The sequence below is a fragment of the Paraclostridium sp. genome (assembly GCF_051657365.1).
GTDB lineage: Bacteria > Bacillota > Clostridia > Peptostreptococcales > Peptostreptococcaceae > Paraclostridium.
The window spans coordinates 1-9,064 of sequence record NZ_JBOFKN010000059.1 but is presented as its reverse complement, the minus strand read 5'-3'; the positions used below and the strand labels follow the sequence as shown (position 1 = coordinate 9,064).

General features: G+C 28.7%; 8 protein-coding genes and 1 riboswitch. Of the genes, 5 read left to right on the top strand and 3 right to left on the bottom strand.

Annotated elements, in window-relative coordinates:
• Positions 1–213 precede the first annotated feature (213 nt).
• Entirely contained in the window at positions 214–1,038 is an 825-nt protein-coding gene (locus tag ACRCYC_RS04005) for a pyridoxamine kinase (protein ID WP_438617893.1), read from the bottom strand.
• A 179-nt stretch (positions 1,039–1,217) separates the two neighbouring features.
• Here ACRCYC_RS04005 and ACRCYC_RS04000 point away from each other — a divergent pair, with 179 nt between their 5' ends.
• From ACRCYC_RS04000 to ACRCYC_RS03990, 3 genes are all read left to right on the top strand, one after another.
• Positions 1,218–2,171 carry a calcium/sodium antiporter gene (locus tag ACRCYC_RS04000; RefSeq protein WP_438617892.1) on the top strand — a complete coding sequence of 318 codons (954 nt, stop codon included), beginning with the start codon at positions 1,218–1,220 and terminating at the stop codon, positions 2,169–2,171.
• A gap of 118 nt (positions 2,172–2,289) precedes the next feature.
• Positions 2,290–3,444: a double-cubane-cluster-containing anaerobic reductase gene (locus tag ACRCYC_RS03995; RefSeq protein WP_438617891.1), complete on the top strand. Its 1,155-nt coding sequence runs from the start codon at positions 2,290–2,292 to the stop codon at positions 3,442–3,444.
• A gap of 15 nt (positions 3,445–3,459) precedes the next feature.
• A complete protein-coding gene (locus ACRCYC_RS03990) occupies positions 3,460–4,218 on the top strand; it encodes an acyl-CoA dehydratase activase (RefSeq protein ID WP_438617890.1) in 759 nt (252 codons plus the stop codon).
• A 28-nt stretch (positions 4,219–4,246) separates the two neighbouring features.
• On the opposite strand, the gene nhaC is transcribed toward ACRCYC_RS03990, so the two are convergent.
• Both nhaC and ACRCYC_RS03980 read right to left on the bottom strand, forming a co-directional pair.
• On the bottom strand, positions 4,247–5,671 hold the full coding sequence (gene nhaC, locus ACRCYC_RS03985) for a Na+/H+ antiporter NhaC (protein WP_438617889.1): 1,425 nt from the start codon (positions 5,669–5,671) through the stop codon (positions 4,247–4,249).
• Positions 5,672–5,789: 118 nt separating this feature from the next.
• Positions 5,790–5,962, bottom strand: a riboswitch (Lysine riboswitch).
• Between the two features lie 126 nt (positions 5,963–6,088).
• Positions 6,089–7,873 (bottom strand): peroxiredoxin, encoded by a 1,785-nt coding sequence (locus ACRCYC_RS03980; protein WP_438617888.1) that lies wholly within the window; start codon positions 7,871–7,873, stop codon positions 6,089–6,091.
• 140 nt (positions 7,874–8,013) lie between these two features.
• On the opposite strand from ACRCYC_RS03980, the gene ACRCYC_RS03975 reads away from it, so the two are divergent.
• Positions 8,014–8,343 carry a hypothetical protein gene (locus tag ACRCYC_RS03975; RefSeq protein WP_438617887.1) on the top strand — a complete coding sequence of 110 codons (330 nt, stop codon included), beginning with the start codon at positions 8,014–8,016 and terminating at the stop codon, positions 8,341–8,343.
• 72 nt (positions 8,344–8,415) lie between these two features.
• Positions 8,416–9,064: protein phosphatase 2C domain-containing protein (locus ACRCYC_RS03970; protein ID WP_438617886.1), on the top strand; the 649-nt coding region annotated here is incomplete at its 3' end.

Below are 9,064 nucleotides of genomic sequence, written 5' to 3'. Positions count from 1 at the left end.
GTATATATCAATATGATGAAATAAATAGACATAAATTTAATTTTATAGATAATAAACCTAATATAGTTAGCGGACTAAAAAAAATGTATTTAAGCGGATACAAAATTGTTATAAAAAATAATAAATTTAAAGTACAAGTTAATTATGACTTGTTAAAACAATCTTATTAAAATTAAAAAGCAACCTTAACAAAATTTTCAAGGTTGCTTTTTATTAAACATAAGAAATTAATTCATTTAAAAATAATTCAAACAAAACTCCGTCATTTCTATCTGAGCTTAACTTTGATGTATATAAAACTACTTTATGTATAAATTCACTAGCTTTATCAACACTGTAGCTTAAAGAATATCCATTTAACAATAATCCAGTCACTATAGATGTGAATATATCACCAGTACCACTATAAGATATATTATTAAAGTTAGATGTTGTAAAATGAACTTCATTTAAGTCTTTATCAAATGATAAGTTATGAATTTTACCATCTAAAATTATTCCTGTAATAATAACTTTATTAGGGCCTAAATCAGATACTTTTTTTGCTATTGATATAAGTTCATCTTTGCATAAATTTATATTGGTAAAGTCTTTGTCTATTAATATTAATGCTTCAGTTAGATTAGGTGTAACTATATCTGATTTTTTTACTAAATTTCTGATTTTTTTACACATTTTATCATTGAAAATTGGATATAAACATCCATTATCACCCATAACTGGATCTGTAATAATTAGTGAATTTTTATTGTTATTTATAAAATTACAAACTATGTCAATTTGATCTATGGAACCTAAAAAACCACTGTATATACAATCAAAATCTATATTTAATTCAGCCCAAGTATTTTTATAATCATCCATTTGAGATGTTAAATCAAAAAAAGAATATTTAGGATAACCGGTTTGACTAGAAAGTATAGCGGTTGGAAATGGACAACATTGAACTTTTAAAGCTGATAATATAGGAATTGCAACTGTTAAAGAACAACGGCCAATTCCAGATAAATCATGAATAGCAGCCACTTTTTTTATCATATGAAAATCTCCTTTAAAATAAATTATAAGTATATATTACTATTAAAATAAGATTATTAGTATATATATCAAAAAAAATTAAATTGTATTAGTACAATTTAACTTGATATATAAAATAAGGTTATAAATAAATATATATATGGTTAATATAAGTTTAAAATTTAAAAAGGAGAAAATGTATGAGCTATATATTACTTATCGTTGGATTTATATTACTTATAAAATCTGCAGATTTTTTTGTTAGTGGAGCTTCATCAGTAGCAAAGGCATTGAGAATACCTACTATAATAATAGGACTTACTATAGTTGCATTTGGTACGAGTGCCCCAGAAGCAGCGGTAAGTGTTACGGCTGCATTAAAAGGAAATAATGATATAGCTATTGCTAATGTAGTTGGGTCTAATATATTTAATTTATTAGCAGTGATAGGGATAGCAGCTGTAATAAAGCCTGTTAAAGTACAAAAAACTACAATTTTGAAAGAGTTTCCTTTCATTTTATTATCTTCATTAGTTCTTTTAATATTATCTCATGATGTGAGGTTTCAAGGTTATAGTCAAAATGAACTAACTAGATCAGATGGACTTATGTTGTTAGCACTGTTTTCTATATTTATGTATTACCTTTTAGAAATGGCTATAACTTCAAAAGAAGAAATGCCAATTGAGCAGGGGAATCCTAAATCATCTATACCAAAGAGTTTAATTATAAGCTTAGTTGGTATAGTTGGAATTATATTTGGTGGTCAAATAGTTGTTGATAATGCAACTGTTATAGCTTTGTCACTAGGAATGAGTGAAAATTTAGTGGGTCTTACTATTGTTTCTATAGGGACATCATTACCAGAACTTGTAACTAGTGTTGTTGCGGCTAAAAAAGGTGAAAGTGATATTGCTATGGGGAATGTAGTTGGATCAAATATTTTTAATATATTATTTGTATTAGGAATATCATCTTTTATTAATAATATAGCAGTTCATCCTATAGTGTTTGTAGATATGTTTGTGATGCTTATAGTATCTATCCTAGTATACATATTTGCAACTACTAAGAAAGAAGTAAATAAAATCGAAGGGTCTTTAATGATTTTAACTTATTTAGCATATATGGTATTTATAATAATAAGGCAATAGATAATATAGTAAAAAACTATACTACCAATGATTAGAATAGGTTTTTACTATTGTACATTAAAAGTATGCATATGATAAAATTGCATTGTAAATCATTATAACTATTGGGGGAAATAATATGATATCATTACCAGAAAAATTTGAAGAATTCAGTGAAGCTAGAAGAAATGGATTTATAAAAGCAAAAGAATTAAAAGAAAGTGGAAAAAAATTAGTAGGTGTATTTTGTGCTTTTACTCCGGTTGAAATACCTATGGCAGCTAAGGCTGTTACAGTAGGTGTTTGTGGAGTTAGTGAAGAACCAATACCAGAAGCTGAAAAAATACTACCAAGAAATCTTTGTCCACTTATAAAGTCAAGTTTTGGGCATGCGATAACAGATACATGTCCATATTTTTATTTCTCAGATTTATTAATAGCAGAGACAACATGTGATGGAAAGAAAAAAATGTATGAAGAATTAGCAAAGATAAAAGATTTGCATTTAATGCAACTTCCAAATAGTAAAAATGGTAGATTTGCATATGAACTTTGGAAAAATGAAATAGTGATTCTAAAAGAAGAATTAGAAAATAGATTTTCAGTTGAAATAACTGATGAGGATTTAAAAGAAGCAATAAAAGATAAAAATGAGGAAAGAAGGTTATTAAAGGAATTTTATGAATTAGGAAAGTTAGTACCACCACCAATGAATGGGTACGACATGCACCAAGTTTTATATAATTCTGGATTCAAATTTGATCGAGATGAATTAAAAGATAGTATAAGAGATATGATAACATCTATAAAGGCAAAATATGAAGCTGGAGAAAGACCTGTAAGTGAAGATAAGCCAAGAATTTTAATTACAGGGTGTCCAATTGGAGGAATAAGCGAAAAAATAGTGAAAACTTTAGAAGATAGTGGTGCAGTTGTAGTTGCATATGAACTTTGTGGAGGGATAAGATCTAATGATGAATTAGTAGATGAAAATAATCCAGATCCTATAGATGCGATAGCTAAAAAATACATAAATATAGCATGTTCATGTATGGTTAACAACGATGCAAGAGTAGAATTATTAGATAGATTGATAGATGAATATAAAGTAGATGGAGTAATAGATGTTGTACTTCAAGCATGTCACACTTTTAATGTAGAAAGTTATAGAATTAAAAAATTTGTAAATGATGTGAAAAATAAGCCATATATGGCTATAGAAACTGATTATTCAAAGTCAGATACAGAACAATTAAGAACTAGATTTGAAGCATTTATAGAAATGATAGACTAGAAATAGGGGGATTTTATGTATAGTATAGGAATAGACTCTGGATCTGTAGCAACTAAGGGAGTTTTATTTAATGGTGAAAATATAATAAAAAAAATTATAATACCTACAGGATGGAGTCCTAAGGCTGCATCACTTGAAGTTTATGATAAGCTTAGTGAAAATATAGATAAAAATGATATAAAAAAAGTTATAGGAACTGGATACGGAAGAGTTAGTATGGATTTTGTTGATAAAAAAGTCACAGAAATTACATGTCATGCAAAAGGTGTTCATTTCTTGAATAATAATATAAGAACTATACTGGATATAGGTGGTCAAGATAGCAAAGTTATAAATTTAGATAGCGATGGGAATGTATCTAATTTTATAATGAATGATAAGTGTGCAGCTGGTACTGGTAGATTTTTACAGGTAACTTCTAATTTATTAGGAACAGATGTAGAAAATATAGATGATTTAGCAAAAGGTGCTACACCACAAATAATATCTAGTATGTGTACTGTTTTTGCGGAATCGGAAATAATAAGTTTATTAGCTAAAAATATATCTAAAGAATCTATTTCATCTGGAATATTACAATCTATAGCGAATAGATCAAAATCGATGTTAGCAAGAATTGATGTAATAGATGAAATTGCATTTACAGGAGGAGTCGCAAAAAGTAAAGTTCTTGTAAATATGTTAGAACAAAATTTAGGTAAAAAAATATATATAGCAGAGGATACACAGATTATTGGAGCATTAGGAGCAGCTATAATAGGATATAAAAAATAAAAGGATGGTTACATAACCATCCTTTTATTTATGCAATTGATTTTTGAACTTCATCTTTTGATTGTTTAGCTAATTTAGTAATACCAAATCCTGTAGCAGCTAAAATTAATGAAACTATAGGACATAATAAGTTGAAAAATGCATATGGTAAAAATGCAAATGAGTTAACTGCAAGAGTTGCACTCATATAAGCACCGCATGTATTCCAAGGTATAAGAGGAGAAGTTATAGTAGCGCTATCTTCTAGGGCACGAGATAAATTTTCTGGGCATAGACCTTGTTTTTTAAATGCTTCTCTATACATGCTACCAGGCATAACTATTGCTAAATATTGATCAGCAACAGCAAGGTTAGTTCCTATACATGTAAATATTGTTGCAGCAACAAGTCCAAATGTACCTTTTGCAAATTTTAGGATAGCTGTTGCTAAAGCTTCTAACATTCCTGTTTTTTCTAATATTCCACCAGTTGCTAAAGCACAAAGCATAAGAGATACAGTACCTAACATGCTATCAAGACCACCACGAGTTAGTAGTTCATCAACAAATATCATACCACTATTAGATGTATAACCAACTTGAGCAACTTCTAGAACTTCTTTAAATGATGCTCCTTGGAAAACTATAGCAATAATTCCTCCAAGTAATGTACCTATTATAAGTCCTGGTACAGCGGGAACTTTACAAATTACCATAATTATGACTATTGCAGGTATTAATAATAGCAATGGAGATAATGTATTATAACTTGAAGCTAATGCTTGCTGTATTTGATGTATTTGACTGCTATCTATAGCTTGACCTGCATATTTAAAACCAATAAAAGCATATATAACAAGTGCTATTAAGTATGCGGGTACAGTTGAATAGAGCATATGTTTTATATGTGTAAATAAATCTGTACCTGCCATAGCAGGTGCTAAATTTGTAGTATCTGAAAGTGGAGACATTTTATCTCCAAAGTATGCTCCAGAAATTATTGCTCCAGCTATTACTTCTTTAGGTATACCAAGTGCGCTACCTATACCTAAAAGTGCTATTCCGATAGTTCCTGCAGTAGTCCAAGATGAACCAGTTGAGATAGAAACTATAGAACAAATAACCGTTGTAGCAACTAAGAAAATTCCAGGAGATAATATATTTAACCCCCAATAAATCATACTAGGAACAACTCCAGAAATTATCCATGTACCAATCAACATACCTACTATTAAAAGTATTATAATAGCTTGCATTGTAGATCCGATTGTAGCTAAAATACCTTCTTCAAGTTCTTTCCATGTAAAACCTAATTTAAAGACAGCGACAAAACCACTAAAAATACCTCCTAAAGCTAAAGGGATATGGGCTGAGACTCCTAATTTTGTTAATGATATAGATAATACAAATATTAAGAAACCTATACATAAAAGTGAATCACCTAATGAAGCTTGTCTTTTTTCTCTTTTTAACATAAAATACCTCCAGTAAATTTTAAGAATATAACTCAAAATGGAGAATGAAAATAAAAAAAGTCTAGAAGATAAATAGACCTTCTAGACTTGAAATTATAAAATCAATATAATAACTTAATCTAAAGATAGCCCTCCACAAAAAAGTGACAGTGATATACATATTATGCATATCCCCAACATATAAGCTTAAAGCATAACTTATACATTTCGGCATTATTACCTTTCTTATTATTTCACAGGAGCTTAACCTCGATAATAGTACTATTTAATAATGCAACCTCTACCATTAGTTATATTCTGTTTTGTTTGATATGCTTTTTATTATATCACAGAAATTGAAAATGTAAATATAAATTAAAAAACAACTTTAAATTTTCGAAATATAAAAAATAGTCTATCAAAATGATAGACTATTTTTTAGCTTAACACAGTAGGTCCATAAATGTCTTCTATTTCAAGTTTCAGTTCATTAGGATCATTAATACCATCACTCATTGCTTTAGCAAGTATATTTGCTTTATCATATGGAGACATCCACGAGAATATACCACCTAAACAATTATCTACTACATATTGAGATTTTATATATATAGAAAGTATATCATCATATGACATTGCAAATTCTCCATCTTTTTCTAAGTATGGAACTTGAGCTTCTTTGTCAAATTTAAATATATATCCATTCTTATTTATAAAATCTTTTCTAAGTTGATCATAAGATTTTGTGATTGTAGCTCCTAATCTACCATAAAATGGAACACCTAATAATATTTTTTGAGAAGGCATACCAGCAGCGATTAAATTTTGAACCATGCTATCTACGCTATACCCAGGTATGGAAAGTTTAGATTCATATAAATTAGACTGATGTTTTCTTGAATTAGCTCCAGTTTCGCCAGCAGTAAAGTCATAGCTCATTAAATTGAAATAGTTTATTAATGGAGCGATATTATCTATTTCTACGCTTTTATTTATATAAGCTTTATCGCCAGTACCTGCTACGCTTAACCATTTATCATAGCCGATAACATCTCGTATAGCTGTTAGAAGAAGTGTAAAATTTTCTCTATCTTCAGGTCTTGATTTAATTCCAGAAGCACTATTGCCTGGATACTCCCAATCTATATCAATACCGTCTAGGTTATATTGTTTTATAAGATTATTGACCTCTCTTGCAAATTTATATCTAGACGCTGGTGTTAAAGCAGCATCAGAAAATCCATCCTGAGCCCAACCACCGATAGCTACTATTACTTTTAAGTCAGGATTATCTTTTTTTAAAGCTAAAAGTTGGCGTAAGTATCTAGGTGTTGGAATAAATAAAGTACCATCAGATTTTATTTCAGCGAATGCATAAATAACAAAATCAAGTAAAAAAGCATCTACACTAGTAGGGTCTCCTAATACATATTCACCAACAATTCTATTTATATCTGGACATTTAGGGTTTTGTGGCACATAGTTAGAAGGTGAATCAATTTGAGGTCTGGATTTAGCTGTATTTTTTTTATTAGAAATAGATTCATATGATTTAAGAACTTCTGGAGTTGAAGTTTCATCTGGTACAAAACAAAGGTACCAGTCGACACATTTTTTATTTTTCTTACAAGTATTAATTCGCTGCTTTAACTCTTTATAAGTTTTTGGAGCAGGGAGTATAACAGGCATGCCAGGTAGCCAATTTGCAGGTGTTGCAACTTTTTGCTCATCTGAAGTTTGGAGTGCATCTATAATCCTTATTATTTCAGGTATATTTCTACCTGTAGTCAATGGATAATATAAAATTGTTCGTAGTATTTGATTTGGATCAATTATAAAAACAGATCTAACAGTGGAAGAATCGCTCATAGGTTCTGAAATCATTCCATACAACCCAGCAATTTCCATTCGTCTATCATCAATTACAGGAAATGGAATTTCAACGCCGGTATTTATATATATATTATAAACCCAAGCCAAGTGAGAACTGTTACTATCTATACTAAGTCCTATTAATTCTGTATTTCTTTTTGTGAAGTTTGAATAATATTTTGCAAAGCACAAAAACTCTGTTGTGCATACAGGGGTAAAATCACCAGGGTGGGAAAATAATACAACCCACTTACCTTTATAATCTGATAGTTTGATAGGTCCAAATGTTGTATTAGCACTAAAATCAGGCGCTTTAGAACCTAAGTTAGGAAGACATGGCAAATGAATCACTCCTTTTAAAGTTAGTCTTAATTTAATTTATTAACTAAGTAGAGGTAATGTTACTAATAAGAATTGCTATTTTAATACAAATTTGGTATATTTATTATATTAGAATATATGTATGATTTGTTGATAATAGGAGGCAAAAGATGAAAAATAGCCAAAAAAATAAAAAACTGCCAAGAGTTGTTAAGACATTTTCAGACATTTCAAGAATATTTGTTTTATCATCTGTAATATCCATAAGTATTACGAGTATATTATTATTAATAAACTCAGTAAATGGGGTATTCATAGGGTTTAGATATTATATTATGTTAGCTTTAGGTATGATTTTTACGTTAACTCCATGTTGGGTTTTATGTGATTGTAAAAAAATATTTGGAAGACCTGTACAAAAAGTTAGTAGAGTTAGAAAATCTACGAGAAAAAGACCAACGAGAAATAAAGAAACAATTAAAAGAAGAAAAATATCATAAAAAGTGCGGCAAATGCTGTGCTTTTTTTTTATGTATAACAATATAATAAATACTAGGTTGGGGGGGATATATATGAAGTATGATGTGTTTTGCAGTAGTGTCGTAGGTTACAAAAATAAAATGAAAAATAAAAAATCTCAAGACTATTTAAAATATAAAAAACTGGATGATGGAATTATTTGTGCAATTGGGGATGGTCATGGAATAAGTAGGTGCAGATACAGTGACAAAGGTTCTGAATTTGCATGTAATGCTTGTATAGATGTTTTATATGAATTATATAAAACACTATCTGAATTTGATGAACTGGAACAATATGAATTTATAAAAAAAGTTAAAACAGATCAAACTATTGAACTAGAAATACAAAATACATGGAGAAATTATGTAGTAAATCATTATAAAAAAAATGTGCCCAATGTGTATAAAGTTGATTATATATTGTATGGAACTACGCTTATTGGAGTTTTAATAACTGATAAAATAAAACTATATGTACAAATAGGAGATGGAAATATAGTTGAATATGGAGAAACAATTAAAATTATTCGATATAATAAAATTAGTAAATTAGATGGAGTTTTAAATTCAATGTATTTAAATGATGCATATAGATATATAGATTTGAAAATAGATTTTAATTGTATTGAAAATTTAAATTCTATAGTGCTATTTTCCGATGGATTTACTAATAGTTTTAATAATTTTAATGAATTAAATT

Coding starts and splice junctions, on each gene's coding strand:
- ACRCYC_RS04000 (WP_438617892.1), top strand. CDS start 1,218: ATGAGCTATATATTACTTATCGTTGGATTTATATTACTTATAAAATCT.
- nhaC (WP_438617889.1), bottom strand. CDS start 5,671: ATGTTAAAAAGAGAAAAAAGACAAGCTTCATTAGGTGATTCACTTTTA.
- ACRCYC_RS03990 (WP_438617890.1), top strand. CDS start 3,460: ATGTATAGTATAGGAATAGACTCTGGATCTGTAGCAACTAAGGGAGTT.
- ACRCYC_RS03975 (WP_438617887.1), top strand. CDS start 8,014: ATGAAAAATAGCCAAAAAAATAAAAAACTGCCAAGAGTTGTTAAGACA.
- ACRCYC_RS03995 (WP_438617891.1), top strand. CDS start 2,290: ATGATATCATTACCAGAAAAATTTGAAGAATTCAGTGAAGCTAGAAGA.
- ACRCYC_RS04005 (WP_438617893.1), bottom strand. CDS start 1,038: ATGATAAAAAAAGTGGCTGCTATTCATGATTTATCTGGAATTGGCCGT.